Genomic DNA, 25,737 nt, shown 5'->3' with positions numbered 1-25,737 from the left:
GGCTGTCTGTTAGAAAAGGAAATACCGCTGTGCCATCGGCAGCTCCGCCATGGGCTCGCAGCGCAATTCACGCCCATCTGCGGTGACGGTGTAGGTCTCGGGATCGACGGTGATCTTCGGCATGGCGTCATTGAAAGGCAGGTCCGCCTTCGTGACGGTGCGGCAGCCTTTCACGGCGACGAGTCGCTTCTGCAGGCCGAGGTCATCCAGCGAGCCGGCATCGAGCGCGGCCTGGCTGACGAAGGTGAGCGAGGTGGAGGCGACCGCCTTGCCGAAGGCGCCGAACTGCGGTCGATACATCATCGGCTGCGGCGTGGGGATCGAGGCATTCGGGTCGCCCATGTTCGCCCAGGCGATGAGGCCGCCCTTCAAGACAGTCTCGGGTTTCACGCCAAAGAATGCCGGCTTCCAGATGACAAGGTCCGCGAGCTTTCCCACCTCGATGCTGCCGATCTCATGCGCGATGCCGTGGGTGAGCGCGGGGCAGATGGTGTACTTCGCGACGTAGCGCAGCGCGCGGAAATTGTCAGCGGCGGGATGCGACGGCCCCTCCAGCTTGCCGAACTGCACCTTCATCTTGTGCGCGGTCTGCCATGTGCGGGTGATGACCTCGCCGATGCGGCCCATGGCCTGGGAGTCGGAGGACATCATCGAGATTGCACCGAGGTCGTGCAGCAGGTCCTCCGCAGCGATGGTCTCCGGGCGGATGCGGCTCTCGGCAAAGGCGACGTCCTCGGGGATGCGCGAGTCGAGGTGGTGGCAGACCATGAGCATGTCGAGATGCTCGTCGATGGTATTCACCGTGAAGGGCCGCGTGGGATTCGTCGAGGAGGGCAACACGTTCGCCTCGCCGCAGACACGGATGATGTCCGGAGCGTGACCGCCGCCCGCGCCCTCGGAGTGGTAGGTATGGATGGTGCGGCCCTTGAAAGCAGCGAGCGTGCTCTCGACGAAGCCCGCTTCATTCAGCGTGTCCGTGTGGATGGCCACCTGGACATCCAGCTCATCCGCCACGCCGAGGCAGGTGTCGATCGCGGCAGGAGTGGTGCCCCAGTCCTCGTGGAGCTTCAAGCCGATGGCGCCGGCGACCACCTGCTCGCGCAGCGGCTCGGGCGAGGAGCAGTTGCCCTTGCCGAGGAAACCAAGGTTCACGGGAAAGGCCTCGGCGGCCTCGAGCATCCGGCGGATATTCCACTTCCCCGGCGTGCAGGTGGTGGCATAGGTGCCGTGCGCGGGACCGGTGCCGCCGCCGATGAGCGTGGTTACGCCGCTGGCAATCGCGTGCTCGATCTGCTGCGGGCAGATGAAGTGGATGTGGGTATCGATGCCTGCCGCGGTGATGATGCAGCCCTCGCCCGCGATGACTTCCGTCCCCGCGCCAATGACCATGTCGATGCCATCCTGCAGCAGCGGATTCCCCGCATGGCCGATGCCGACGATGCGACCGTGCTTGATGCCGATGTCCGCCTTGATCACGCCCTGTGCGGCATCGAGGATGAGCGCATTCGTGATGACGAGGTCGAGGCAATCGGCATCACACGCGAGCGGCGACTGCGCCATGCCATCGCGGATCACCTTGCCGCCGCCGAATTTCACTTCATTGCCGTAGCCGCCCTTTTCCGCCACGAGGTCGCGCTCGACCTCGATGAAAAGCTCGGTATCGGCGAGGCGGACGCGATCCCCCACCGTGGGGCCGAAGGTGCCTGCGTAGTTGGCGCGGGTCTGGTTCATGACACTGGGAGCGCGGAATTCATTCCGCTCGGAAGGTCGGGTGTCTGGGCTTGCACGCGCGGAATGAATTCCGCGTTCCCGGTCCCCATTCGTTTCATCTTCATTCCAGAGGCCCGTTCACCTTGTTGTTCAGCCCGTAGATCTCGCGCTTCCCGGCGAAGGCGACGAGCGGCACTTCGCGCGTGTCCCCCGGCTCGAAGCGGATCGCGGTGCCCGCGGGAATATCGAGGCGGAAGCCACGGGCAGCGGCGCGGTCGAACTCCAGCGCATCATTCACCTCGGCGAAGTGAAAATGGCTGCCGACTTGCACGGGGCGGTCGCCGGTATTCGCAACGGCCACGCGCAGCTTCGCGAGGCCTGTATTGATCTCGATGACGCCATCGGGCGTGATGATTTCTCCGGGAATCATTCTGAGATGGTGGATGGCAGATGGAAGATGGGAGATGAAAGGCAACAGGCGTGTGGGGTCTCCACGATCTGCAATCTCCCATCTACGATCTTCTTCATCTCACGGGGTGGTGGACGGTGACGAGCTTCGTGCCGTCCGGGAAGGTGGCCTCGACCTGGATGTCGTGAATCATTTCCGCGACTCCCTCCATGACCTCGTCGCGGGTGACGAGCGTGGTGCCGTAGCTCATGAGCTCCGCCACGGATCTCCCGTCGCGGGCTCCCTCGAAGATCTCGGCAGTGATGAGGGCGACGACTTCGGGATAGTTCAGCTTCACGCCGCGGTCGCGACGACGCCGGGCAAGGTCGGCCGCGACGACCACCAGCAGCTTCTCCTGTTCGCGCGGGGACAAGTGCATGGCTCAGGATGCTGCAAGCAGTGCGAGCGATCCGCCGAAGGCAATGATCGCACCGATGCGGACCTTCCGGTTCTTGTTGAAGTGGAACAGCAGCACCGACGTCACCAGCGTGGCGGCAAGCGTCACCTCAACCCATCCATGCAGGTGCAGCCAGTCCGCGCGAAGCTTGTCGAGCTGGTCAAACTCATCCTCCTCACCCGGAGGATGATAGTGTCCCGGATGGGCGGCGGCGATGGCGGGCAAGAAAGCAAGCAAGCCTGACAGCAGCTTGCGGAGGGTATCGCGGATCATGGTCGGAAAGGGAGAAGGGACCGGGATGGATAGGATGAATGGGATAAGATTTCGATGCCTGACTTTATCCAATCCATCCCATCCATCCTGGTCCTGATTCTTGAAAATTTGGCGTGGGTCAGACGGTGAGGAATTCCTTGATGAGTTCTTCGCTGAGGCCGGTCATCGGTCCATTCGCCGCCACGCGGCCGCGCTCCAGGATGCAGAAGTCGTCGCCGAGTTCCTTGCAGAAATCGAGGTACTGCTCGACCAGCAGGATCGCCATCTCGCCCTCCTCGCGCAGCATCTTGATGGCCTCGCCGATCTGGTCGATGATGTTCGGCTGGATGCCCTCGGTCGGCTCGTCGAGGATGAGCAGCTTCGGCCGGGTGAGCAGCGCGCGCCCGATCGCGAGTTGCTGCTGCTGGCCGCCGGAAAGCATGCCGCCCTTGCGGGGAAGGAATTCCTTGATGATGGGGAAGAGCGTGAAGACGCGGTCCACCTCCTCCTTCTTGGGCTTCCGCCCGCGGGCGGTGGTGCCGATGTAGAGATTCTCCTCCACGGTGAGCTGGGGGAAGATCTCGCGACCCTGCGGGACGAAGCCCAGCCCCATCAGCGCGCGCTTCTCCGGGCTCAGGTGGGAGATCGTCTCGCCCTCGAGCGAGACCGTGCCCTTGTTCGCGGTCATCAGGCCGGTGATGGCCTTCAGCGTGGTGGTCTTGCCGACGCCGTTCCGGCCCATCAGGCAAAAGACGGTCTTCGGGCGGATCTCCAGGTCGACGCCGCGCAGGATCTGGCTGCCGCCGATGGAGACATGCAGGCTGCCGACGGAGAGGGTCGGGGCATCGGTGGCAACTACGGCACTCATGGTAGTTCGTTCAGGCGGCCTTCTTCTTGCGGCCGAGATAGACTTCGATGACGCGCTCGTCCGATTGCACGCGGTCCACGGATCCCTCGCAGAGGACATTCCCCTGGTGGAGCACGGTGACGATGCCGCCCTGGGAAATCTGGCGGACGAAGGTCATGTCGTGCTCGATGACGACGATGGTGTGCTTGCCCGCGAGCGAAAGCAGCAGCTCGCCGGTACGGTGCGTTTCCTCATCGGTCATGCCGGCGGCGGGCTCGTCCACCAGCAGCAGCTTCGCATCCTGCGCGAGCAGCATGCCGATCTCCAGCCACTGCTTTTGCCCGTGGGCCAGCGAGCCGGCCTTCGCGTGCGCGCGCTCGGTGAGCTTGATGGTGTGGAGGATCTCGTCCATCCGCTGCTCCTGCTCCTTCTTCACGCGGCCGAAGAGCGAGTGAAGGATGCCGCGCGATCCGGCGAGCGAGAGCAGCAGGTTTTCCCGCACGGTGTGATCCACATACACTGTCGGCGTCTGGAATTTCCGGCCGATGCCGAGGCGGTAGATCTGGTATTCATTCATCTTCAGCAGATCGTGCGTCTGCTCGAAGTGGAGCGTGCCGGTGTCCGGCTTCGTGCGCCCGGTGATGAGGTCGAGGAAGGTGGTCTTGCCCGCGCCATTCGGACCGATGACGGTCCGCAGCTCGCCCTTCTGCAGGGCGAAGTTCAGGTCGCGGATCGCCTGGAATCCGGAGAAGGACTTGTTCAGTCCCTCCGCGGCCAGGAGGTAGGGCTGCATGCTCATTCGGACTTTGCGGCGGAGTTCAGGAGTTCATCTTCTGCGGCGGCGGCCCTGCGGCTCTCGCGATTTGCCAGCAGCTCGCGGATCTGGGCTGGGATGCCGACGATGCCCTTTGGCAGGAAGAGCACCACCAGCACGAAGCTGCCGCCCATGATGATGAGCCAGTAATCGGGAAATTCCGTGGTGGCCCAGCTCTTCAGATAGTTCACCAGGATCGCACCCACGATGGGGCCGAAGAGCGTCCCGCGCCCACCGACCGCGACCCACACGACGGCCTCCAGCGACTTCTCGGTCATCATCTCGCTCGGATTGATGATGCCGACCTGCGGCACATAGAGCGCGCCGCCCACACCCGCGATCATCGCGCTGATGACGAAGACGAAGAGCTTGAAATTCGCCGCCGAGTAGCCGGAGAAAAGCACGCGGTTCTCACTGTCTCGGATCGCCCGCTGGATGAGCCCGTAGCGCGAGGTGGTGAGCCATTTGCAGAAGAGGAAGACCAGCACCAGCGTGATCGCGGAGGCGATGTAGAGCATGCGCTTCGTTTCCGGGCTGCGGATGTCCGCGCCGAGGATGCTGCGGAAGTCGGTGAAGCCGTTGTTCCCGCCCATGTAGAGTTCATTGCGGAAGAACATCAGCGCGGCACCGTACGTGAGCGCCTGCGTGAGGATGGAAAAGTACACGCCCTTGATGCGCGAGCGGAAGGCGAGGTAGCCGAAGATGCCGGCGAGCACGCCCGGCAGGAGGAAGACCATCAGTGCGGCAAAGGGAAAGGAATAGAAGGGCTCCCAGAATCCGGGCAGTTCCTTCCGGCCGAGGAAGACCATGAAGTCCGGCAGGTCGCTCTTGTACGCGCCCATTTTCCCGATCATCAGCATGAGATGCATGCCGAACATGTAGCCGCCGAGCGCGAAGAAGAGCGACTGCCCGAGGCAAAGCAGGCCGGTGTAGCCCCAGAGGAGATCCACCGAGATCGCGAGGATCGCGTAGCAGAGGTATTTCCCCCACGTATTGAGATGGAAGTCGGAGACCACCCCCGCGGCATTCAGCGACGGCATCCCCACGACGAGGAAAAGCGCGATCACCGCGAGGCCGATGGTGGGGGCCTTTGCCATGGCATTGGGCGAAGTATTCATCAGTCGAGGCTGCGGGAGCGGGTGGCGAAGAGGCCCGAGGGCTTCCACTGGAGGAAGAGGATGATGGCACCGAGCACGAGGATCTTGCCCGTGACCGGATCACCGAGGATCTGTTGGAGCGACTGGTCCGCCATGCCGATGCCGAGCGCGCTGATCACCGTGCCGAAGATATTCCCCACGCCGCCCACGACGACGGTCATGAAGGAGTCCACGATGTAGTCCTGCCCGAGATTCGGCCCGACATTCCCGATCTGCGAAAGGAAGGCACCCGCGAGACCCGCGAGGCCGCTGCCAAAGGCGAAGGTCATCATGTTCACCCGCTCCGTGCGGATGCCCATGCAGGCGGCCATGCTGCGGTTTTGCATCACCGCGCGGATCAGCAGGCCGAGCGAGGTCTTGTTCAGCGTGGCCCACGTGAGGAAGATGATCAGCACCGCGAAGCCGATGACGAAGACGCGGTTCCAGCCGAAGACGATGTCATTCACCGTCCAGTTCCCGGAGAGGAAGGCGGGGCTTTCCACCTGCACGTTGTTCGCGCCAAAGGTGAGGCGGAAGAGCTGCTGCATTACCATCGAGACACCCCAGGTGGCCAGCAGCGACTCCAGCGGACGCTTGTAGAGGAAGCGGATGATGCCGCGCTCCAGGATGAGCCCGACGAGCGCGGCGGTGAGGAAGCTCGCGGGGATCGCGACGAGGAAGTACATGTCCCACGCCATCCCGTTGAGGTTCCACTTCGCGAAGAGATTCTGCACCATGTAGGTGGTATAGGCACCCACCACGATGAGTTCGCCGTGGGCCATGTTGATCACGCCCATCAGGCCAAAGGTAATCGCGAGGCCGATGGCCGCGATGAGCAGGATGCTGCCCTTCGAGATACCGCGGAAGACGGTGCCCGCGGAGTTCACGAATGAAATGTGCGAGTCGATCTCCTTCTGCGCCTGGTCACATGCGGCCACGAGGCTGACGAGGCCGCCCTGGTCCGCTTCATCGCGCACCGTTTTGATTGCACCCTGCGAGGCGATGGAGCCCATCGCACCGAGTTCCTTCACGGCGGTCTCCCGGACGGCCATGTCCTCGGAACGCAGCTTCAGCATGGCCGTCGCCTCGGCGAGTGCCTGCTTCACCTTGCCGTTCTTTTCGACCACCGTGAGCTGCTCCAGCAGCGGCAGTTTCGCGAGGTCCTGCTCCAGGCCGGTGTCCTGCACGGCGCGCAGGCGCTTCGGGACGTCGGGGGAAGACAGGGCGAGCCGGTCGGTCACGCCCTTCATCACGCGGCGGAGCTTCGAGTCGGTGTCCGCCATGTAGAGTTCGTCCTTGGTCATGCGGACCGCGGTGCCATCGGCGGCGAGGACCGGCTTGCCGGCGGCGAGAGTCACGAGCGCGAATTTTTCGTCACCGTCCGGCTCGCCATCGAGCAGCACGGCCACGCTGTTTCCCTCGTCGTCCTGCCATTGGTAGATCTCGCCTTCCCGCCACTTCGCCAGCAGCGATACCACCTCGTCGGCATTCGCGGTGGCCAGCGACTCGACCAGCACGCGCTGCTCGTCCGCGTCCATGAGCACGGCAGCCTCCGCCACGATCTCACGCGGTGATTTCGCGGGTGGCTCCTGCGCCGCGAGGGATAGCGGGACGAAAAGCCCTGCCATGCAGATAAGCCATAGTCGTAGCCGGTGGCCGACGATTCCCATACTCCCTGACGACGCGAGTGACATGGTGAATCTACGCAAGAGCACCCGCCGTGCCACCCTCCCTCATTCACTCTGTCACCCTGGCCACAACCGGCCCTTCCGGAAATCGGACAAGCTGGTACGGAATCCGCATCCTCCTTCCCGGGCTCGACAAATCCGCCTTGCTGGCGCAAGCCTAACGGCAACCGTCCAGTCCCCCGAACGCCACGTCCACAGCGACATTTCCTTCTCAGCCTGCCGCACCCATGTCCGGATCCTTTCTTCCGAAGCCATTCTCGCATACCTACGAGATCGACCCGAAGTTCTCGAAGAGCGCCGTCTATTTCTCGTGCGAATTCGCCATCGACCAGATCTTCAAGATCTACTCCGGCGGCCTCGGCTTCCTCGCCGGCTCGCACATGCGCTCCGCCGCCGCCCTGAAGCAGAATCTCTGCGGCATCGGCATGCTGTGGACCTACGGCTACTATGACCAGGCCCGCGGCGAGGAGCGCGAGATGGCGGTGCAGTTCCGCAAGAAGCAGTACGCCTTCCTGCAGGACACCGGCATCAAGTTCCAGGTGCCTGTCCACGGGCACCCGGTGTGGGTGAAGGCGATGTTCCTGCCGGGAGATATCTTCGGCACGGTGCCGATGTTCTTCCTCACGACGGATCTGGATGAGAATGACCACCTCTCCCGCGCGATCACGCACCGTCTCTATGACAATGACCCGCTGCGCCGCATCGCCCAGTACATCGTGCTCGGCGCCGGCGGTGCCCGCCTGCTGGAGGAGCTGGGCGTGGACCCGGAGGTTTGGCACCTGAATGAAGCGCACGGTCTCTCCGCGGCCTTCCGCGTGTATGAGAAATACCGCAACGTGGACGAGGTGAAGAAGCGCTTCGTTTTCACCACCCACACGCCGGAGGAGGCGGGCAATGAGAAGCACGACTTCCAGCTCCTGCACGACTTCTCCTTCTTCGGCTCCGTGCCGATGGATGACATCCGCGGCATCACCGGCATCGAGGGCGATGTCTTCAACCACTCACTCGCGGCGCTGCGCCTGAGCCATCTCTCGAATGCGGTGTCGAAGCTGCACGGCGACGTCTCCCGCAAGATGTGGGAACACTATCCGAACATCTGCCCGATCACCCACGTGACGAATGCGCAGAATGGTCGCTTCTGGAAGGACAAGGGCCTCGAGGGCTCACGCGCGGAAGGAGACATCGAGACGCTGAAGGCCCGCAAGCGCGAGCTGAAGTCCCAGCTCTTCCAGACCGTGGCAAACCAGACCGGCAAGCTCTTCAACCCCGACGCGCTGACCGTGGTCTGGGCACGACGCTTCGCCGGCTACAAGCGCCCGGACCTGATCACGCGCGACATCCGCCTCTTCCGCTCGCTGGTGAACAACATCGACCGCCCGGTGCAGATCATCTGGGCGGGCAAGCCGTATCCCTTCGACTTCGGCGCGATCGAGACCTTCAACCACCTCGTCCAGACCACGAAGGACTTCCCGAACGTGGCCGTGCTTGTCGGCTACGAGCTGGAGCTGTCCCGCCAGCTCAAGTACGGCGCGGACATCTGGCTGAACAACCCGGTGGTGACCCGCGAGGCCTCCGGCACCTCCGGCATGACCGCCGCGATGAATGCCGCGATCAATCTCTCGACCTACGACGGCTGGGTCTGCGAGTTCTCGAAGGACGGGCACAACAGCTTCATCATCCCGCCCGCCGATCCCGGCCTCGACCCGGAGTCGCGCGACCGCCACGACCTGCTCGGCTTCTACGAGGCCATGGAGCAAAAGGTGCTGCCGCTCTACTACGGCGATCCGGACGGCTGGTGGAAGCTGGTGCTGAACTCGATGAACGAGGTGGTGCCCTTCTTCGACTCCGACCGCATGGTGACGGAGTACTACGAGAAGATCTACGCGTGAAGCGGCGCACGACCCGACCCGGGCGATGAAGACGAACTTGAAAGCCATTGCCGGCCTCGCGCTGGCAATGGCTTGTTTCATCCTGGCCATCGCGGGCTTCTGGGATCTGGCCGGGGTGAAGCTTATCTGGGCGGCGTTCGCGGTGGCGCTGGTGGTGAGCGGCTCGATCACCATCGAGTGGGCTCACCGGCGGCGCGCTTTCCGGAAGGCAGGCTACGAGGTCATCTGCGAGGCTGACCGCGGCTTCCTTTACCGGGAGATCTGCAATGGAAGCGTCCGCGAACTCCGCTTGCCCGGCGACCTGATCGAGGTCGGGCACGAGGTTTACACCCGGCTTTCCCGGCAGGAGTGGGAGCAGCGCGTGCCGGACTGGGCTCGCCACCGGCAATTGGAGATCGAGGCGCGTATTCTCGAAAATCCCGACTTCAGGCCGGAGGGCTATTAAGCGGAAAACGACGGAGGGTGACAGATTCGCCTGTCATCTCTTCCGGACTTGAAATCAGCGGGATATGTGTGCAGCGTGGCCGGAGTTTCACATCCTCCCCCATGAAACACCGTATCTGCCTCGCATGGTTCGGCGATCTCGACGTCCCGCTACGGGACCGCCCGAAGCCGAAGAAAGAAACCACCATCATCCCGGTCCCGGCTGCCACGCGCACGCCGCGGCACAGGGTGAAGGATGCCGCCGAGCTTCGCCGGATGTTTGGCCGCGATTGACCGGCCGACCGGGATCAGCCTGCCTTCGCCCGCTTCCGCAGACCCACGAGCACCAGCTCCGCCAGTGGCGAGAGCTTGCCCCGCCATGCGGCCGCGATGGTGAGCTCTGGACACTCCGGGATGGGCCAGGCACGCGTGCCCTTTGGCGCGGCGAGGCCCGGTGCCCTGACGCTGAGTCCGGCGCCGAAGCCACCGGCGACATAGGCGTGGACCAGCTCCAGCGAGTTCACCTCGATCCGCGAGGGCCACTCCAGCTTGGCATTTGCAAGCCCCTTGGCAAAGAGACGGCTCATCGCCGTATCCGCGGGTGGGCGGATCAGCGGGAGGTCCACGGCCATGCCGTGCATGCCGGAGCGCGCGATCTGGTAGGCCTCGGGCAGCAGCAGCACCAGCGGCATGGAAATCAGCGCCTCGGTCTTGATCCCGGCGGGCGCGCGGCCTTCCAGCTCGCAGACCGCCAGATCCACCTGCTCCGCCTCCAGCAGGCCAAAGGCGGCGCGCTGGTCGGCATCCACCAGCGTCAGCTCCAGATCCGGCCGTGCCTTGCGCACCGAGGCGAGCACGTCCGGCAGGTGACGGCGGATGATGGTCGCGGGGGCGGCCAGGCGCAGGCGGCGTGATGCCTTCCCCGCCACCTTTGCCGCCATGTCCGGCAGCGCGCTGAAGAATGGCGCGAGGAATTCATACAGCTCCCGGCCTTCCGGCGTGAGCTTGAAGGGACGCCGCTGGAAAAGACGCACGCCGAGGTCATTCTCAAGCAGCGTGATCTGCCCGCTGATGGCCGGCTGCTGGATGCCGTAGGGCATGCTGCGCGAGGCCGCCGTGATGCCGCCATTCCGCGCGACATGATAGAAGAGCTCGAGGTGGTGGAGATTGGGCGTCACGCCATGCATCCAATCCGAAGCAGATGAACCAGCCTAGGATTTCCTCGCGGCGGGATCGTGCTAACTTCCGCCCGTGAGCTCGGGCACAGATGACTTCCTCGTGGTGGCATTCGACGGTGACTGCCTGATGTGCAGCCGCAGCATCCGCTTCCTGGCCGAGCATGATCCGGGGAAGCGCTTCCGCTTCGTCACCCTCCAGAGCCCCCGCGGCCGGAGCATGGAGGAAAGATCCGGCACCGGCGCGCTGAATACCGCGCTGGTCGAGGTGGACGGCACCGTACTCTCCCGCTCCGATGGCATCCTGCGGTGCCTCCGTGAAATGGGCTGGCATTGGCGCATCCTCGCGCTGCTCGCACGCGTCATCCCGCGCTCCCTCCGAGACGCGGCCTACGACTTCATCGCCGCCCGCCGTCTGAAATGGTTCGGCAAGGGCGACGCCTGCGCCATGCCCTCGGATGCACTTCGCGAACGCCTTCTCTGACGACGACTGATACCTCGGTACAAAAGTCGGCCGCCAGGGTCCCACCCCTGGCGGCCTGAATCATGTTCCCTGCCCACACCCATGGTCAGGAAGCTGATGTTTTGTGCTGTTCACCCTTACATGAAGACTGACGCTTGCGCGGTCTTCATAGGGATAGACCCTTCAGCTTTCGGGACGTTCAAAGTTTCCAAAAATACTTCACCGGATCTTTCCAGAGGCGGCGTGGTGCCGGAAGTCCCCGTCGCGATGCCTGTACAAGAGTTGGCCGCCAAGGTCCCACCCTTGGCGGCCGAATCATTTCCCTGCCCACACCCATGGACTCGGGAAGCTGATGTTGTGCTGTTCACCCTTACATGAAGACCGACGCAGTGCGTGGTCTTCATGATCATAGACCCTTCAGCTTCCCCGATGTTCAAAGTTTCCAAAAATATTTCGCGGAAATTTCAGAAGGCGGGGTGCGGGGCCGAAAAGTCCGCATCGTGACCCGTGTACAAGAGTCGGCCGCCAGGGTCCCACCCCTGACGGCCTGAATCATTTCCCTCCCACACCCATGGTCAGGAAGCTGATGTTGTGCTGTTCACCCTTACATGAAGACTGACGCTTGCGCGGTCTTCATGGTCATAGACCCTTCACTTTCTCAGACGTTCAAAGATTCTGAGAATTTTTTGAAAACGCCTCAGTTTCCGGGAAGCCGGACGCTCTGCGGGTGGCGGAAGCGGTCGTCGGGATCCAGGGTCGCCTTCAGCTTCTGGAGCCGCTCGTAGGTGCCGGGGAAGTAGGCGGTCTGCCAATCGGCGAGGCGCGGGTCGGGGTAGTTCCGGTAGTGGCGGCGGATGCCCGCGGCTTCCAATGCGGCGCGGACCGAGGCGTGACCGGCAGCGAGCTTCGCGGGGATCGCGCCCTTTTCCCAATACGCCTGCAACTCGCCGAGGAAGGGGAACTCGCGGTGCGGATAGGCGGAGTCGGGGCCCCTAGCGATTGCGCCGCCGAGGGTATTCACTTGGAAAATGAGGCCCGGCGTCGCGCGGACCGTCTCGCAGATTCCCGCGGCTGCGGATTTCAGGTCATCGTGGCCGCGATAGTAGCCGGCGGAGACATTGTCGAAGGGCAGCGGGCCGGGACGCCCCTCGTAGGTCACCAGCGCGCGGGCAAACGGCCGGGTGAGCGGCCCCTTCGAAGTGAAGCCCGCCTGCAGCAGCGCTTTTGACGCGGTGACAAATGCCGGGCCGTCGGCGGACTTCGTGGAGGTGAGCAGCACGGTCGCCTGGCTGCCATTCAGGATCACTGCGGAGAAACAGGGCTCCGGGAGAGCCGCCGCTATCTCGAACCACCGCTCCATGCACCGGGCCAGCCCGCGGGCATCGAGGCCTTTCGCGACGAACTTGCGGCTCGCCAGCGTCGGCGGGGCCGCGCGTGTCTCGAAGGTGAACGAGGTGACGATACCGAAGTTCCCGTTTCCACCGCCACGGCAGGCCCACAGCAGCTCCGGCTCGTCGCGGGAGTCGCGGACCTCACCCTGCCCATCGACGAGCCGCACGGAGAGCAGGTGATCGCAGGTCAGGCCGAACTCCCGGGAAAACAGTCCGTAGCCACCGCCGAGCGTGAGCCCGGACAGGCCGACGCCGCCGCACGATCCCGCGGGAAGGAATCGCCCGCGCGGGATGAGCGCGGAGTAGCAGTCGCGGAGCTTCAGGCCGGGCCCGGCGGTGAAGTGGCCCGTCTTCGCGTCGAGTGCGCGGGCAGCCATTCCAGAGAGTTCGACCAACAGGCCGCCGTCATTCAGGCTGAAGCCGTGGAAATCGTGCCCGCCGCTTTTGATCGCCACCGGCAGACCGGCTTCCTTTGCGTGGCGCACGGCGGCGATCACGTCCGCCTCGGTGCGGCAGCAGGCGATGCGTCCGGGCCTCAGCAGGATGATGGAATTGAAGGGCTGCCGCGCTTCCTCATAGCCGGCATCCCCGGGCTGCAGGTAGCGCAGCGCGGGCCTCACCTGACCCCAGGCGGGCAGCGCCGCCATCGATAGCCCCAGGAACGTGCGGCGTGAAACAGACATCACGGGAGATGCTTCCACGCATCTCCGCAAACACAAGCTTGCCGGGCCGCGGTGGCAATGAAGCATCCAGCCCGTGAATCCAAAGCTCCGGGTGGCCGTGGTCGGCTGCGGCTCCGCCGGTCCCGCCGCCGCCATCCTGCTGCGGCGGCAGGGACATGAGGTGACGCTCTACGAGCGCGCACCGGATTGCCGCCCGGTCGGTGCGGGATTCCTGCTCCAGCCATCGGGCATGGCGGTGCTGCGCGAGCTGGGCATCCTGGAGGAAATCCTCCGCCGCGGCGCAAGGGTGGAGCGCCTGCACGTGGTGGACCGCGACGAGCGCGAGGTGCTGGACCTGCACTATGCGGAGCTCGGCAAGGATCTGCACGGGCTGGGACTGCACCGGCCGGTGCTGCTTCACTTTCTGCTGGAAGCAATGCGCGATGCCGGCGTGGACGTTCGCTGGGGATGGGAGATTTCCCAGGCAAGACGCGAGGATGGCAAGTGGCTGTTAGAGACGGCGGACGGCAGGCGCGAGACGGGCTACGACCTGCTGGTGGTGGCGGACGGCGCGCGCTCGGCACTGCGCGGGAAGCTGGGATTCAAGGGCATCAACCGCGGGTATCCGTGGGGCGCGCACTGGTTCATCGGCGAGAACCGCGGGGCCTTCCCGGAAAGCGAGCTCTACCAGATCGTCCACGGCACGCGCCGCCTGCTCGGCTTCCTCGCCACCGGCACGGAACTCGATGGCACGGAGCCGCTGGTGAGCCTCTTCTGGAGCATCAAGCTCGCCGACGATGCGACCATCCGCGCCCGGCCGCTGGCGGAGTGGAAGCAGACCATCCTCGATCTCTGCCCGCGGGCGGACGCGCTTCTCGGGCAGATCCACGATTGGTCCCAGGTCCTCACCGCCCGCTACGGCGATGTCGCGATGAGCCGGTGGCACGGCGACGGCGTGGTCATCCTCGGCGATGCCGGCCACGCCATGAGTCCGCAACTCGGCCAGGGCGTGAATCTCGCGCTCGCCGATGCCGCCTGCCTCGCCGACAGCATCACCCGCTTCCCGGATCTAACAGAAGCCCTGTCCCGCTACAGCCGCGAGCGGCGCATGGCACTCGCCTACTACCGCCTCGCCAGCCGCCAGCTCACCCCGTGGTTCCAGTCCGACCACGAATGGCTCACTCCCCTGCGCACCGGCTTCTTCGGCATCACCCGCCACCTCCCGCTCGCGCGGCGGTTCATGACGAAAACGATGGCGGGGCTGGTGGGAGCCTCACTCCCCCGGAAGTGAGACGGTCATGGAAACTTTCACCTCTTTCCCATCCGGACCGGTGCCACTGCCGATGACCTGAGGCTTGTCCTTCGTGAGCGTGCTGGCTGACTCCAGCCTCCCGATCTTTGATCCATCGGCCACTAGGTCGAGCGCGTAGCTCACATCGAATGCGACGTCATCGACCGACTGGATAGCGGAGCAGACCACTGACAATTTGTCTTCGGGATTGCTGCTCGACCTCCGGATCTCTGCCACCTCGCCAGTTCGGCATGCCAAGCCCCATCCACCTGACTCCGGATTTGTCTCGATCCAGATCGGCGGCCTTAGGTCCCCACCTTTCCTACTGCAAAAAAGCCCTTCGGCGTGGTCCAGATTCTCTTGATCCGTCACCACGAATGTCGTGTTCGTCGATGGATCGAAACCTGCATAGTGACTTGCATCATCAAACTGCATGCCTTGCTCACGCAGCGCCAAGCTGATACCCTTCAACGGACTCCGGGTCCACTCACCGAGCTCTGGCGCATTGAAGTCCGGTTGTGGGTGCCGTCGGGATAGTTCCAGAATGGAAGATCTCGCTGTCTGATCCCCCGGGAATACTCCGAGCCAACGGTCCTTGCCCAGTTGCTTTCTCAGAGGCTTCCCTTCGAAAATGGAGTCCGGCCAGGCTTTCAGAGCCCCGGAGTCTTCCAACCAGCAGAACTCTCTCAAGGGAGTGCCGTCTCTCAATTCCCGCACTGCGGATATCACCACTTCCCAGCTCTGCTCTCCCGCATCGTGGCGGGCAATTCTACAAGATTGCCCCTCGCGCAACCAAGCGGAGCTGATCACCTCCCAAGCTCCGCGATTGTCCCGGGAGGGCCAGCTCACCCAGACCCGAGCATCGGCGATATCACTTCCATGCGAGAATGCCACGTCTACCTCCGCCTGGACGCCGGCGGTCTCCATCAATGCTTTCTCATGGTTGCGCGAGACGAGAGACAGGGAGCGCGACTCCTTGGACTCCTTTACTTCAATCCGCGTGCGAATCACGTGTCCGATCTCGTCGCAACGAAGCACTTTCGACGCGACGATCACATCGCACCACAAGCCACGCGCCACGATCATCCCGGAACGCTCGTTCCACACGATCCAGTCGCCTTTCCAATCCAGCTTCGTCTGTTTGGTCCGCGGTTCGGCAAATGGGTCCGGCTCCGGTCCGTCATCAATCTCGACCGGGGTCTCCCATCTGATGACTCCGGAAAGATCCCACAACTTGTCGCCCGGGTGGAAGAAAGCCGACTCGCCCGGAGGCTTCGCGAGTGGTGCAGCCTCTGCATACGCCGGGGCGACCCGCTCCACCGGCATCTTCCACCCGACGGTGACGGAGCCGTGGACGACGCCGGCCGCCACGAGCAGCAGAATCATCAGAAGCCGGAACGATGACATGTGGTAAGGCTGAGAGACCGATGACCCGGTGACAAGAAGGACTGTCAGTGGTGGTGATCACCCGTGGCCGGACACCGGCAGCGTCGCTCAAAAGCACATTGTCACCCCGGCTCCATGATGTAAGATTTACAGCATGACAAGGACGCAGATCCAACTGCCTGACGAACTCTACCGGCGCGCGAAGCGATTCTCGGCAGAGCGTGAGGTGTCGTTGGCAGAGATGACCCGGCGAGGGTTGGAGCTGCTTCTCGAGCGCTATCCGGACGAGAATTCCAAGTCCACGGAATGGACCCTGCCACAGGTAAAGGGAGGCGGGATCAAGGTGCCACTCGCACAATTGCACGAGGCTGCAGCAGAGGATCAAGCGCGACGCGGGAAGCGCCGATGATGTCGATCGATACCAATGTCCTGCTTGCTGCGGTGGAGACGGGTAACCCGGATCATGCGAAGGCGGCAGGATTCCTGAATTCGCTGCATGATCGAGTTGACGTGGCGATTTCCGAATTCGCCTTGCTTGAACTTTACGTGCTGCTGCGGAATCCCGCCGTGCTGGCAAAGCCGCTTGATGGGGAGAAGGCCGCTGCGGTTTGCGAGGCCTTCCGAAGCCATCCCCGCTGGCAAGTCATCGGCTTTCCACCGGAGAGCCGTGCCTTTCACGACGAACTCTGGCCGAGACTCCGGGAAAAGCAGTTCGCAAGACGGCGCTCATACGACTGGCGCATGGCACTCACCCTCATCCGAGGAGGCGTGCGAGAATTCGCCACGGTCAATGTGAAGGACTTCACAGGCTTGGGGTTTGAGAAGGTGTGGAACCCGCTGGCCTAACAACGCGGTCTCAGGCGATTGCCTGCTTCCGCCTCCAAATGACACGGCCAGCCAGCCACCCAATCAAAAGGACAACGAGTGAGACAAGGCCGATGCGCTTCCACAGGATCTCCGTTCGAGCCTTGGTCACCCATGGACGCTCTGGCTCATCATCCGGAACCGGTAGAGCCCGGCCTGTCCTTGGCCAAAGGCGTTGGACCTCGGACTCGTCAAACCACCGCGTTCGATAGTCGCCATCCGGTTCGCGATATAACACGTAGCGACCAGGCCCCTTGAGAGCCATCGTTCGTCCCATGTTCCCTTTCCGAGTGGTCTCCCACATCGGTTTACGGGTCATTGCGACGATCTGCATGGACAGTTTTTCGTGAAGCGGAAGCTCTACCGGAGGAGAGAACAGCTCATAACGACGGGTAGGAAGCACGAGGGGATAAACCTCGTCCAGCGGCTTGCCCCACACATCGTCGAGATCTTTCCAAGACCCGATCTTCCGCCCTTTGTCCATCTCATGGAATTTGCACAAGGTCGCAATGTTTCCCAATGCCTGGACCTCTGCGGTGCGTGAAGTCCACGCTGCGGCGGGAATAACCAGCAACAGCAGAACCAAGGGGACAAGCAGCAACGAACGATGAAGATGCACCGGGAAATATCATCACCATGATCCGCCCCCGAAGGCCAGATGAAAACGGCCGCTCTCACTGCCGGAAGCGGCCATCGCTCGAGTGGCCCTGTGACCACGGATGCCCACCACCTCAGGACTCCAAGATCTGATCCAGCACGTAGGGCAGGATGCCGCCGGCGAGGTAGTAATCGACCTCGGCCGGGGTATCGAGGCGGACCTTCAGCGGGAACTCAACGCGGGAGTGATCCGGCAGGTGGCAGATGAGCAGCGCGTCCTGCATCGGTCTCAGCTCGCCTCCGATGCCGGTGATGTCGAAGCGCGCGCCGGTGAGTCCTTTCACGCGGTCGTAGTCGTCGGCGTGATTGAAGTTCAGCGGCAGCACGCCCATGCCGATGAGATTGCTGCGGTGGATGCGCTCGAAGGACTTCGTGACGACGGCGGAGACGCCGAGCAGGCGGGTGCCCTTCGCCGCCCAGTCGCGGCTACTACCCATGCCGTAGTCCTCGCCGCCGATGATGATCAGCTTCGTGCCGTCGGCCTGATAGGCCATGGAGGCATCGTAGATGAAGGTCGGCTTCGCGCCCTCGTAGGCCTCGATCGCTTGGTCGGGTGCGGCAACCTCGGCCTCGCCGAAGTACTGCGTGTAGCCGCCCTCGATGCCGGGGCACATGAGGTTCTTGATGCGGACATTGGCAAAGGTGCCGCGGGTCATCACGCGGTCATTGCCACGGCGTGCTCCGTACGAATTGAACTCGGCCTTCTCGACACCGTTCTCTAACAAATACTTCCCGGCGGGCGAGGTCGCCTTGATGGAGCCTGCGGGCGAGATGTGGTCCGTGGTGACGGAGTCGCCGAAGATGCCGAGCGCGCGCGCATTCAGGATGTCGCCCACCACCGTGGCACCACCGTCGAAGAAAGGCGGACTCTGGATGTAGGTGGACTTCTCGTCCCAATCGTAGGTCGCACCGGTGCTGCCGGAAATCTCGCCCCACTTCGGATTCGCCGAGTCGAGGTCGCCGTAGAGCTTCTGGTAAACGGCTGGCTTCAGCGCGGTGGCGAGCTGTTCCTTCACCTCGTCCTGATGCGGCCAGAGGTCCTTCAGGAAGACGGGATTCCCATCGCGGTCATTGCCGAGCGGCTCGGTGGTCAGGTCGAGATCCACCCGGCCGGCGAGCGCGTAGGCGACGACGAGCGGCGGGCTCATCAGGAAGTTCGACTTGATCGAGCCGTGCACGCGCGCCTCGAAATTGCGGTTGCCGGACAGCACCGATGCACAGACGAGATTCCCCTCGGCGATCGCTCCCTCGATGGCTGGATGCAGCGGGCCGGAATTCCCGATGCAGGTGGTGCAGCCGTAGCCGACGGTCTGGAAGCCAAGCTGGTCGAGCTCCTTCTGCAAGCCGGTCGCCTCGAAGTAATCGGTGACGACCCGCGAGCCGGGAGCCAGCGATGTCTTCACATACGGCGCGACGGTCAGGCCGAGCGCATTCGCCTTCTTCGCGATGAGGCCTGCGGCGATCATCACGCTCGGGTTGCTCGTATTCGTGCAGGAGGTGATGGCGGCGATGAGGATGGAGCCGTGGCCGATCTCCAGGTCCACGGGGCCGTCCGGGAAAAGATCCGCGTCCGGTTGGTCAGGCGTCGGGCGATTCGCGATCATCTCCACCTCGTTGCGCGGCGCGCCCTCGAAACCGCCGTGCCCGCTGTCAGTGGAAAGCAGCGAGTCGATGGAGACGCCCGCCTTCTCGCGCATGCTCAGCTTCACGCGGGTGCCACGCTGAGCGGCATCCAGGCCGAAGCCACCGGCGGAGACGGGAGCGGTGAAGAGCGAGTCAAAGGTCTCGCGCAGCGCGGCGAGATCGATGCGGTCCTGCGGGCGCTTCGGCCCGGCGACGGACGGGACGATGGTCGCGAGGTCCAGCTCCAGCAGGTCGGTGTATTCGCAGTCGCCCTTGTCCGGGATGCCGAAGAGTCCCTGCGCCTTGTAGTAATTCTCCACGGTGATGCACAGCTCCTCCGAGCGGCCGGTGCCGCGCATGTAGGCGATGGTTTCCTCATCGACGGGGAAGAAGCCCATGGTCGCGCCATACTCGGGCGCCATGTTCGCGATGGTGCCGCGGTCGGGCAGGCTGAGCGCCTTCGCCCCGGGGCCGAAGAACTCGACGAACTTGCCGACCACCCCGTGCTTCCGCAGCATCTGGGTGATGCGCAGCGTGAGGTCGGTGGCCGTCACGCCCTCCCTCAGCTCACCTGTTAGATAAACGCCGACGACTTCCGGGACGAGGAAGGTGACCGGCTGGCCAAGCATGCCCGCCTCGGCCTCGATGCCGCCGACGCCCCAGCCGACCACGCCCAGCGCATTGATCATCGTGGTGTGCGAGTCGGTGCCGACGAGAGTGTCGGGGTAATAGACACCATCCTTCGAAAGCACGCCCTTCGCGAGGTATTCGAGATTCACCTGGTGGACGATGCCGATGCCCGGCGGCACCACGGAAAAGGTCTCGAAAGCCTGCTGGCCCCACTTGAGGAATTCGTAGCGCTCGCGATTCCGGATGAACTCGATCGCCATGTTCCGGTCGAGCGAGAGCTGGGATCCGGCGAAGTCCACCTGCACGGAGTGGTCCACCACGAGGTCCACGGGCACCAGCGGCTCGATCTTCTCCGGGGCAGCGCCGCGCTTCACGGCGGCATCGCGCATGGCGGCCACGTCCACGAGCAACGGCACCCCGGTGAAGTCCTGCAGCACGATGCGGGCGACGGTGAAGGGGATCTCGTATTCGCCCGGCGACTTCGCATCGTAGCGCGCCAGGTTTTCCACGTCCTTCTCCGTCACCTTCCGCCCGTCCACGCAGCGCAGCACGGACTCCAGCACGATGCGGATGGACACCGGCAGCCTGCAGAGGTCCGGGAACCCCTGCTCGGCCAGCGCGGGCAGGGAATGGAATTTCCCGTCGGCGCCGGAGCCGGTTTTGAAGGTGCGAAGCGTGTCCATAGGATGCTACCTATACAACAGCGCCCTGAAACTTCCAGAGGCTTCCCGGCCGACGCGAAACGGCTCCCGGGCCGCGAAGACCCGGGAGCCGGTGAAATGGGGCGGGCTCAGGTCCCGCGATCCGTCGCCTCAGGAGGCAGCCACCAGCTCCTTCACCGGCGGGGCGAAGGTGGTGAGGTCGATGCCTTCCACGGCGGTCTTGTATTCCTCCAGGCTCGGCGTGCGGCCGAGGATGGCGGACAGGACGACGACGGGGGTGGAGGAAAGCAGGGACTCGCCCTTCTTCCGCTCGGTGTCCTCGACCACGCGGCCCTGGAAGAGGCGGGTGGAAGTAGCCATGACCGTGTCACCCTTCTCGGCCTTCTCCTGGTTGCCCATGCAGAGGTTACAGCCGGGACGCTCGAGATACATCATGTTCTGGTACTCGGTGCGGGCGGCGGTCTTCGGTGCGTTGTCGTCGAATTCGAAGCCGGAGTACTTCTGGAGGATGTCCCAGTCGCCCTCGGCCTTGAGCTCGTCGATGATGTTGTAGGTCGGTGCGGCGACCACCAGCGGCGCGTTGAACTCCACCTTGCCCTGGCCCTGCTCGAGGTTCTTGAGCATCTTTGCGACGATCTTGAGGTCGCCCTTGTGGACCATGCAGGAGCCGACGAAACCGAGGTCCACCGACTTACTACCTGCATAGTAGGAAAGCCCGCGGATCACGTCGTGGGTGTAGCGCTTCGAGACATCCTCGTTGTTCACGTCCGGGTCGGCGATCATCGGCTCGTCGATGATGTCGAGGTCCACGACCATCTCGGCGTGGTACTTCGCATTCGCATCGGGCGCGAGCGGCGGCTTCTCGCCGGAGCGGATCTCGGCGATGCGCTTGTCGGCCTTGTCGATCAGCCCCTGGAGGACGTGGACGTCGTTGTCCATTCCCTTGTCGATCATGATGCGGATGCGGTCCTTCGCGATCTCCAGCGACTCGATGAGGGTCTCGGGCTGCGAGATGCAGATGGAGGCCTTCGCCTTCATCTCGGCGGTCCAGTCGGTGAAGGTGAACGCCTGGTCCGCGGGCAGCGTGCCGATGTGGACCTCGATCACGCGGCCCTGGAAGACGTTCTCGCCGAATTTCTTCAGCATCTGCGACTGGGTGGCGTGGACCACGTCGCGGAAGTCCATGTAAGGCTTCATCGTGCCCGTGAAGGTCACCTTCACGGACTGCGGAATGGGCATGGTCGCCTCGCCGGTGGCCAGGGCCAGCGCCACGGTGCCGGAGTCCGCGCCAAAGGCGACGCCCTTCGACATGCGGGTGTGGGAGTCACCGCCGATGATGATGTCCCAATCGTCCACGGTGAGGTCGTTCAGCACCTTGTGGATCACGTCGGTCATGGCGTGGTAGCCGTCCTTCGGATCGCGCGCGGTGATGAGGCCGAAGCGCTGCATGAAGGACATCAGGCGCGGGATATTGGCCTGGGCCTTCTTGTCCCATACGGAGGCGGTGTGGCAGCCGGACTGGTAGGCGGCATCGACGGTGGGCGAGATCACGGTGGCGGCCATCGCCTCCAGCTCCTGTGAGGTCATCAGGCCGGTGGTGTCCTGCGAGCCCACGATATTCACCTTCACGCGGACGTCGGATCCGGCGTGAAGCGTCAGGCCGGGAGTGCTGCCGACGGCGTTGCGGTTGAATATCTTCTCGACGGCCGTGAGGCCCTGTCCCTCGTGCGAGACTTCCTTCGACGGGGCGAAGACGACCGGTGCCTCGATGCCCAGCGTCTGGGCCGCGAAGGTCTGGAGCTTCTTGCCGAAGACGATGGCGTAGGATCCGCCCGCCTTGATGAACTCGAGCTTCTGCGGGGTGAAGGCGGAGGAAACATCCGCCAGCACCTTGCCGTCGCCGTAGAGCTTCTTCTCCTTCGTATTGATGGTGAGAAGCGTGCCGGTCTCGACCGAGTAGGCCTGCTCCAGGACGGGATCGCCATTGGCGTCCTTGACCACCTTGCCCTCGGCGTCGGTCTTCTTGACCCAGTTCTTGAGGTCGAGGCCGATGCCGCCGGTGACGCTGACGGTGGTGAGGAAGATGGGCGAGATGCCGTTCGTACCCGCCACGATCGGGAAGATATTGACGAATGGCACGTACTTGCTCGCCTGCTTGCCAGTCCAGAGCGCGACGTTGTTCACGCCGGACATGCGGGAGGAGCCCACGCCCATGGTGCCCTTTTCAGCGATCATCATGACGCTCTTGTCAGGATGAAGCTTCTGCAGCGCCTTGATCGTCTCCTGGCCCTCGGCGCTGATCATGCACTTGCCGTGCAGCTCGCGGTCGGAGCGGGAGTGGGCCTGGTTGCCCGGGGAAAGGAGGTCGGTGGAGATGTCGCCCTCGGCCGCGATGTAGGTCACGACCTGCACTTCCTCGGGAGGCTCCGGGAGCTTCGTGAAGAACTCGGCGGCAGCGTAGCTCTCGAGGATGTCCTTCGCCACCGGGCTACCTGCCTTGTAGGCGGCCTCGAGGCGCGCGGTATCCGCATCGTAGAGGAAGACCTGCGTCTTGAGCACATCGGCGGCTTGCCGGGCGATGTCAGCATCCTCGCCGAGCGCGAGATTCAGCAGCGTCTGGATGGAGGCGCCGCCCTTCATGTGGGACAGCAGCTCGAAGGCGAAGGCAGGGGTGATCTCCTCCACGACCGATTGGCCGAGGATGATCTCCTCGAGGAAGCGGGCCTTCTCGCCCGCCGCACTCGTGGTGCCGGGGAGCGTGTTGTAGATCAGGAAATCGAGGGACTCCTTCCGGTGGGGATTGGAGAGGTCCTTGATCTGGGCGATGATCTCGGCCGTCAGTTCGGCGCCATCGATGGGCTTGGGATGCAAGCCCGCGGCTTTGCGTTCCTCAATTTCCGCCAAGTAGTCCTGATAAAGGTGCATGTTCTTTAAAAATCGATCGATGGGAATTCACGGGGAGGTCAAGCGGCGCCGGGGCGTCAAATGACAGAAGGCGGGGAACGAGGCTTCACGGCGAAAGCATACCTCGCGCTCGCGGCGCGGAGGTTAGATGGGGGGGCCGAAATGTCAAAAAGCTTCCCCGAAGAGGATCAAGGCTGGCCGGGGAGGCGAAAAATCCGCCGCCGGTGACCGCCGGGGCCGCCCCTGCGGAGGTCGCGGACGCTCATGGAGAAACGCGCCAGAGCGCCCTATTTCAAACGATTCCGGTCCGGAATTCCCTCCCGGAATCGAGCTTGCCGCCGCGGACGATTTCGCAAGAGTGCGACCCAACGTATGAGCCTGCCCGCGAACCTAGTCACCATCCACCCGTATTTCAAACTCCACCCCGGCAAGCAGGAGGAGTCCGAGGCCATCATGGCCGACTTCATCGAAAAGACCCGCACCGAGACGGCGCGCCTCTTCTACGAATTCACCGTCAACGGTGACGAGGTCTTCTGCCGCGAAGGCTATGTCGGCGGCGAGGGCGTGCTCACCCACCTCGAAAACATCGGCGAAGTGCTCGGCCGCATGCTGACGATCTCCGACCTGCTCCGCCTCGAATTCCACGGCCCCGCCGAGGAAATCGACAAGCTCCGCGGCCCGCTCGCCCACCTGAACCCCGGGTTTTTCGTCCTGAAGGCCGGCATCGAGCGCTGAGCCGCCGCCGGACAGAGCGTCTTTTCCAAAAGGGCTGCCGCGATCACGCGGCGGCCCTTTTTCATTCAGTCACCTGCCACAGGGCCGACCGGCGCAACCGTATCCCAGCCGACGACCGTGAAGTTCCAGTCCCAGATGTTATTCCAGACGGAGGTCGATCCCGTCACCTGCCCGCCCGGGAACTGCGCGGCAAACCACGTGCGGGTGATCTTGGCCGGGACGTAGCGGTTGATGACCCTTGAAAATTCGGTGCGGGACACCTTCTCGTTCCCGTTTTTGTCCAATTCCACCGCGGCGTCACCCGAAAGGCTGGGCTCTTCGGAATTGCCGTTGCCCGTCCGGCCATCCAGCCACTCGCCGAGGTCGATGCCGCCGTTTTCATCAAGGTCGAACCATGCGTGAACGACCGCATTCGTCGCGGTGAAGCTGCCTTTGACGGAGGCGGTGGCCTTCAGCAGCTCCGCCGGGCTCAGGGACTCGTCATTGTCCAGATCCAACCGCTCGAAGGCGCGGATGTGGGCCTTTGTCGCCCGGTTCGGCTTCGGAGCCGACTGGGCCTGAACGGCAGGCGCGGCGATGAAGGCACAGAGAAAGGGGAGGAATGCGAAGCGCATGAGCCGGAGAGTTAGGGATAGGGGCGATCCCTGCAAGCTTCCGCCTTTACCAGTTAACTCGCAAGGGGTAGCGAGACTCATGGAAGAACGGGGTCTGGAACTTGAGTCGCGCTTGGGATTTCGCCTGCCCGAAGACTACCGGGAGTTCCTGGTCGCAAATCATCAGCGCCTGTTGGATTCCGCCCTAGCCTTCCTCCCGCCCCGTTCCGGGGTCATCAACTACCTTCTGACGGTTGAGGATATCCTTGAAAATGACGAAAAAAATCGGATCGGCATCCCGGCGGAATCGCTCCTGCACATCGGCCACGACATCATGGGAGGTTACCTTTACCTGAAGGTCTCGGAGAAGGATTTTGGCGAGATTCAATACTCGGAACGCTATCAGATCCGGGAGAAGTTCCCGTCGTTCTCTGCATTCCTGAACGAGACCGAACCGATGTCGTAAGAAGAGTGACCCGGGGTGGCGTGGACGTCGCCACGATGGGATGCAGGAAAGAACAATTGCCAATGAACCGCAGTTTCAAGGCCACCTGTTTCCACGTGGAAGACATGGGCGAATTCCTTGTCGTCGGCTTGGCAGACCACAAGTTCGAGACGGTCGATTATCTTACCTTCCAGCGCTCTCACGAATTTGACCAGCAAGACATCGAGCAGGGAATGGATGCCGTCCACGTCGAGCGCAATGACCAAGGTCACTCGGGCTATGCCGGGATCCGCGGCGTCCATCTGTTTCCCGATCGCCTGCACATCCACTTTGACGAAAGCGGCATGGAGTTCATGGACGGGCTCGCATCCACCGAGGTGCTCTTCGACTTTTCAGGGGAGAGCTTTGAAACTTTGCGCGCAGGCTTGGAGCAGTGTTTCGCCGGATTCGGCTGCTTCCACGATCACACTCGTGGTTCGTAAGCCGCAGCCGCGAAGAGACTTGGCGTGATTCGGGCTTCGATTCCATGCGGAGCAACAGTACCAGATTGTCAGGAAATCCGTAATTCAAACACCTAGCCATTTCCACGATCTCGTGGTTGAGTTCGTTTTCTTAAAAATTTCACCGCTCTCCGGTCCCCGCCGGATGCGGC

At 63.4% G+C, this 25,737-nt stretch carries 25 protein-coding genes; 10 read left to right on the top strand and 15 right to left on the bottom strand.

Going from position 1 to position 25,737, the window contains the following annotated elements; all coding sequences use genetic code 11:
* Positions 1-9: 9 nt before the first annotated feature.
* The 8 genes from ureC to urtB form a co-directional block, all read right to left on the bottom strand.
* Positions 10-1,731: an urease subunit alpha gene (gene ureC, locus OKA04_RS05235; RefSeq protein WP_264500081.1), complete on the bottom strand. Its 1,722-nt coding sequence runs from the start codon at positions 1,729-1,731 to the stop codon at positions 10-12.
* Between the two features lie 100 nt (positions 1,732-1,831).
* Positions 1,832-2,140 (bottom strand): urease subunit beta, encoded by a 309-nt coding sequence (locus tag OKA04_RS05230; protein WP_264500080.1) that lies wholly within the window; start codon positions 2,138-2,140, stop codon positions 1,832-1,834.
* 94 nt (positions 2,141-2,234) lie between these two features.
* Positions 2,235-2,537: an urease subunit gamma gene (locus OKA04_RS05225; protein WP_264500079.1), complete on the bottom strand. Its 303-nt coding sequence runs from the start codon at positions 2,535-2,537 to the stop codon at positions 2,235-2,237.
* 3 nt (positions 2,538-2,540) lie between these two features.
* Positions 2,541-2,828: an SPRY domain-containing protein gene (locus OKA04_RS05220; RefSeq protein WP_264500078.1), complete on the bottom strand. Its 288-nt coding sequence runs from the start codon at positions 2,826-2,828 to the stop codon at positions 2,541-2,543.
* Between the two features lie 118 nt (positions 2,829-2,946).
* Positions 2,947-3,675, bottom strand: a complete 729-nt coding sequence (gene urtE / locus OKA04_RS05215) for an urea ABC transporter ATP-binding subunit UrtE (RefSeq protein ID WP_264500077.1) — start codon at positions 3,673-3,675, stop codon at positions 2,947-2,949.
* 10 nt (positions 3,676-3,685) lie between these two features.
* Positions 3,686-4,453 (bottom strand): urea ABC transporter ATP-binding protein UrtD, encoded by a 768-nt coding sequence (gene urtD, locus OKA04_RS05210; protein WP_343226870.1) that lies wholly within the window; start codon positions 4,451-4,453, stop codon positions 3,686-3,688.
* Positions 4,450-5,586, bottom strand: coding sequence for an urea ABC transporter permease subunit UrtC (urtC, locus tag OKA04_RS05205; protein WP_264500075.1), 1,137 nt, complete (start codon positions 5,584-5,586; stop codon positions 4,450-4,452). The genes urtD and urtC overlap by 4 nt, the downstream gene beginning before the upstream one ends.
* Positions 5,586-7,232: an urea ABC transporter permease subunit UrtB gene (gene urtB / locus OKA04_RS05200; RefSeq protein WP_264500074.1), complete on the bottom strand. Its 1,647-nt coding sequence runs from the start codon at positions 7,230-7,232 to the stop codon at positions 5,586-5,588. Before urtB ends, urtC begins: the two co-directional genes overlap by 1 nt.
* 287 nt (positions 7,233-7,519) lie before the next feature.
* Between urtB and glgP the strand changes: the two genes are divergently transcribed.
* From glgP to OKA04_RS05185, 3 genes are all read left to right on the top strand, one after another.
* Positions 7,520-9,181 carry an alpha-glucan family phosphorylase gene (gene glgP / locus OKA04_RS05195; RefSeq protein WP_264500073.1) on the top strand — a complete coding sequence of 554 codons (1,662 nt, stop codon included), beginning with the start codon at positions 7,520-7,522 and terminating at the stop codon, positions 9,179-9,181.
* A 37-nt stretch (positions 9,182-9,218) separates the two neighbouring features.
* Positions 9,219-9,626 carry a hypothetical protein gene (locus OKA04_RS05190; RefSeq protein WP_264500072.1) on the top strand — a complete coding sequence of 136 codons (408 nt, stop codon included), beginning with the start codon at positions 9,219-9,221 and terminating at the stop codon, positions 9,624-9,626.
* A gap of 101 nt (positions 9,627-9,727) precedes the next feature.
* Entirely contained in the window at positions 9,728-9,898 is a 171-nt protein-coding gene (locus tag OKA04_RS05185) for a hypothetical protein (RefSeq protein ID WP_264500071.1), read from the top strand.
* A gap of 14 nt (positions 9,899-9,912) precedes the next feature.
* On the opposite strand, the gene OKA04_RS05180 is transcribed toward OKA04_RS05185, so the two are convergent.
* Entirely contained in the window at positions 9,913-10,782 is an 870-nt protein-coding gene (locus OKA04_RS05180) for a LysR family transcriptional regulator (RefSeq protein WP_264500070.1), read from the bottom strand.
* 73 nt (positions 10,783-10,855) lie between these two features.
* On the opposite strand from OKA04_RS05180, the gene OKA04_RS05175 reads away from it, so the two are divergent.
* Positions 10,856-11,263, top strand: coding sequence for a thiol-disulfide oxidoreductase DCC family protein (locus OKA04_RS05175; protein ID WP_264500069.1), 408 nt, complete (start codon positions 10,856-10,858; stop codon positions 11,261-11,263).
* 676 nt (positions 11,264-11,939) lie between these two features.
* Here the strand turns inward: OKA04_RS05175 and OKA04_RS05170 are convergent.
* Complete coding sequence (locus tag OKA04_RS05170; RefSeq protein ID WP_264500068.1) at positions 11,940-13,316, bottom strand: FAD-binding oxidoreductase; 1,377 nt, start codon at positions 13,314-13,316, stop codon at positions 11,940-11,942.
* 73 nt (positions 13,317-13,389) lie between these two features.
* Between OKA04_RS05170 and OKA04_RS05165 the strand changes: the two genes are divergently transcribed.
* Positions 13,390-14,586 carry an FAD-dependent oxidoreductase gene (locus OKA04_RS05165; RefSeq protein ID WP_264500067.1) on the top strand — a complete coding sequence of 399 codons (1,197 nt, stop codon included), beginning with the start codon at positions 13,390-13,392 and terminating at the stop codon, positions 14,584-14,586.
* On the opposite strand, the gene OKA04_RS05160 is transcribed toward OKA04_RS05165, so the two are convergent.
* On the bottom strand, positions 14,569-15,972 hold the full coding sequence (locus OKA04_RS05160; protein WP_264500066.1) for a hypothetical protein: 1,404 nt from the start codon (positions 15,970-15,972) through the stop codon (positions 14,569-14,571). The genes OKA04_RS05165 and OKA04_RS05160 overlap by 18 nt on opposite strands.
* Before the next feature lie 154 nt (positions 15,973-16,126).
* On the opposite strand from OKA04_RS05160, the gene OKA04_RS05155 reads away from it, so the two are divergent.
* Positions 16,127-16,381 (top strand): hypothetical protein, encoded by a 255-nt coding sequence (locus OKA04_RS05155; protein WP_264500065.1) that lies wholly within the window; start codon positions 16,127-16,129, stop codon positions 16,379-16,381.
* Complete coding sequence (locus tag OKA04_RS05150) at positions 16,378-16,818, top strand: TA system VapC family ribonuclease toxin (RefSeq protein ID WP_264500064.1); 441 nt, start codon at positions 16,378-16,380, stop codon at positions 16,816-16,818. The genes OKA04_RS05155 and OKA04_RS05150 overlap by 4 nt, the downstream gene beginning before the upstream one ends.
* 10 nt (positions 16,819-16,828) lie before the next feature.
* On the opposite strand, the gene OKA04_RS05145 is transcribed toward OKA04_RS05150, so the two are convergent.
* The 3 genes from OKA04_RS05145 to OKA04_RS05135 form a co-directional block, all read right to left on the bottom strand.
* Positions 16,829-17,422: a hypothetical protein gene (locus tag OKA04_RS05145; protein WP_264500063.1), complete on the bottom strand. Its 594-nt coding sequence runs from the start codon at positions 17,420-17,422 to the stop codon at positions 16,829-16,831.
* A 145-nt stretch (positions 17,423-17,567) separates the two neighbouring features.
* Positions 17,568-20,429, bottom strand: a complete 2,862-nt coding sequence (locus tag OKA04_RS05140) for an aconitate hydratase (protein ID WP_264500062.1) — start codon at positions 20,427-20,429, stop codon at positions 17,568-17,570.
* A gap of 129 nt (positions 20,430-20,558) precedes the next feature.
* Positions 20,559-23,333 (bottom strand): bifunctional aconitate hydratase 2/2-methylisocitrate dehydratase, encoded by a 2,775-nt coding sequence (locus OKA04_RS05135; RefSeq protein WP_264500061.1) that lies wholly within the window; start codon positions 23,331-23,333, stop codon positions 20,559-20,561.
* A 351-nt stretch (positions 23,334-23,684) separates the two neighbouring features.
* Here OKA04_RS05135 and OKA04_RS05130 point away from each other — a divergent pair, with 351 nt between their 5' ends.
* Positions 23,685-24,047, top strand: a complete 363-nt coding sequence (locus OKA04_RS05130; protein ID WP_264500060.1) for an NIPSNAP family protein — start codon at positions 23,685-23,687, stop codon at positions 24,045-24,047.
* 65 nt (positions 24,048-24,112) lie between these two features.
* Here OKA04_RS05130 and OKA04_RS05125 read toward each other — a convergent pair whose 3' ends face one another.
* Positions 24,113-24,661 carry an EF-hand domain-containing protein gene (locus OKA04_RS05125; RefSeq protein ID WP_264500059.1) on the bottom strand — a complete coding sequence of 183 codons (549 nt, stop codon included), beginning with the start codon at positions 24,659-24,661 and terminating at the stop codon, positions 24,113-24,115.
* Between the two features lie 79 nt (positions 24,662-24,740).
* On the opposite strand from OKA04_RS05125, the gene OKA04_RS05120 reads away from it, so the two are divergent.
* Together OKA04_RS05120 and OKA04_RS05115 are read left to right on the top strand one after the other, a co-directional pair.
* Entirely contained in the window at positions 24,741-25,106 is a 366-nt protein-coding gene (locus tag OKA04_RS05120; protein ID WP_264500058.1) for an SMI1/KNR4 family protein, read from the top strand.
* A 20-nt stretch (positions 25,107-25,126) separates the two neighbouring features.
* Complete coding sequence (locus tag OKA04_RS05115; RefSeq protein ID WP_264500057.1) at positions 25,127-25,567, top strand: Imm10 family immunity protein; 441 nt, start codon at positions 25,127-25,129, stop codon at positions 25,565-25,567.
* Positions 25,568-25,737: the final 170 nt, after the last annotated feature.

This window comes from Luteolibacter flavescens, assembly GCF_025950085.1.
Classification (GTDB): domain Bacteria; phylum Verrucomicrobiota; class Verrucomicrobiia; order Verrucomicrobiales; family Akkermansiaceae; genus Haloferula; species Haloferula flavescens.
This window is presented reverse-complemented; position numbering and strand designations above follow the sequence as displayed.

Coding starts and splice junctions, on each gene's coding strand:
- OKA04_RS05170 (WP_264500068.1), bottom strand. CDS start 13,316: ATGTCTGTTTCACGCCGCACGTTCCTGGGGCTATCGATGGCGGCGCTG.
- OKA04_RS05185 (WP_264500071.1), top strand. CDS start 9,728: ATGAAACACCGTATCTGCCTCGCATGGTTCGGCGATCTCGACGTCCCG.
- OKA04_RS05230 (WP_264500080.1), bottom strand. CDS start 2,140: ATGATTCCCGGAGAAATCATCACGCCCGATGGCGTCATCGAGATCAAT.
- OKA04_RS05140 (WP_264500062.1), bottom strand. CDS start 20,429: ATGGACACGCTTCGCACCTTCAAAACCGGCTCCGGCGCCGACGGGAAA.
- OKA04_RS05120 (WP_264500058.1), top strand. CDS start 24,741: ATGGAAGAACGGGGTCTGGAACTTGAGTCGCGCTTGGGATTTCGCCTG.
- OKA04_RS05220 (WP_264500078.1), bottom strand. CDS start 2,828: ATGATCCGCGATACCCTCCGCAAGCTGCTGTCAGGCTTGCTTGCTTTC.
- ureC (WP_264500081.1), bottom strand. CDS start 1,731: ATGAACCAGACCCGCGCCAACTACGCAGGCACCTTCGGCCCCACGGTG.
- urtD (WP_343226870.1), bottom strand. CDS start 4,453: ATGAGCATGCAGCCCTACCTCCTGGCCGCGGAGGGACTGAACAAGTCC.
- OKA04_RS05125 (WP_264500059.1), bottom strand. CDS start 24,661: ATGCGCTTCGCATTCCTCCCCTTTCTCTGTGCCTTCATCGCCGCGCCT.
- glgP (WP_264500073.1), top strand. CDS start 7,520: ATGTCCGGATCCTTTCTTCCGAAGCCATTCTCGCATACCTACGAGATC.
- OKA04_RS05150 (WP_264500064.1), top strand. CDS start 16,378: ATGATGTCGATCGATACCAATGTCCTGCTTGCTGCGGTGGAGACGGGT.
- OKA04_RS05155 (WP_264500065.1), top strand. CDS start 16,127: ATGACAAGGACGCAGATCCAACTGCCTGACGAACTCTACCGGCGCGCG.
- urtE (WP_264500077.1), bottom strand. CDS start 3,675: ATGAGTGCCGTAGTTGCCACCGATGCCCCGACCCTCTCCGTCGGCAGC.
- OKA04_RS05225 (WP_264500079.1), bottom strand. CDS start 2,537: ATGCACTTGTCCCCGCGCGAACAGGAGAAGCTGCTGGTGGTCGTCGCG.
- OKA04_RS05130 (WP_264500060.1), top strand. CDS start 23,685: ATGAGCCTGCCCGCGAACCTAGTCACCATCCACCCGTATTTCAAACTC.
- OKA04_RS05135 (WP_264500061.1), bottom strand. CDS start 23,333: ATGCACCTTTATCAGGACTACTTGGCGGAAATTGAGGAACGCAAAGCC.
- urtB (WP_264500074.1), bottom strand. CDS start 7,232: ATGGCAGGGCTTTTCGTCCCGCTATCCCTCGCGGCGCAGGAGCCACCC.
- OKA04_RS05160 (WP_264500066.1), bottom strand. CDS start 15,972: ATGATTCTGCTGCTCGTGGCGGCCGGCGTCGTCCACGGCTCCGTCACC.
- urtC (WP_264500075.1), bottom strand. CDS start 5,586: ATGAATACTTCGCCCAATGCCATGGCAAAGGCCCCCACCATCGGCCTC.